Annotated in this window: 1 pseudogene; it reads left to right on the forward strand. The window is 53.2% G+C overall.

The annotated features are described in order from the left end of the window. Positions 1-423: pseudogene (locus tag SB756_RS28195) on the forward strand (hypothetical protein); the annotation flags it as partial.

The raw sequence follows: 423 nt of genomic DNA on the forward strand, positions 1-423 counted from the left end.
TCATTGATATTGGCGCGAACAGTCGCGAAGAGGTGGAAAAGCGCGGCGTGGAAATTGGTAATTTTATTAGCCCGGAAGCCAATTTTGCCTGCTGGGGCGAAGATAAAGTGGTCGGCAAGGCGTTGGATAACCGCATCGGCTGCGCAATGATGGCTGAACTATTGCAGACGGTGAATAATCCCGAAATTACGCTGTATGGCGTTGGCAGTGTGGAAGAAGAAGTTGGGCTACGCGGGGCGCAAACCTCGGCGGAACACATTAAACCGGACGTCGTGATCGTGTTGGATACCGCCGTAGCGGGCGATGTTCCGGGCATTGATAACATTAAATACCCGCTGAAACTGGGCCAGGGGCCGGGGCTGATGCTGTTTGACAAGCGCTACTTCCCCAACCAGAAACTGGTAGCAGCGTTAAAAAGCTGTG

The organism is Pseudomonas sp. SIMBA_068 (assembly GCF_046534705.1).
GTDB lineage: Bacteria > Pseudomonadota > Gammaproteobacteria > Pseudomonadales > Pseudomonadaceae > Aquipseudomonas > Aquipseudomonas putida.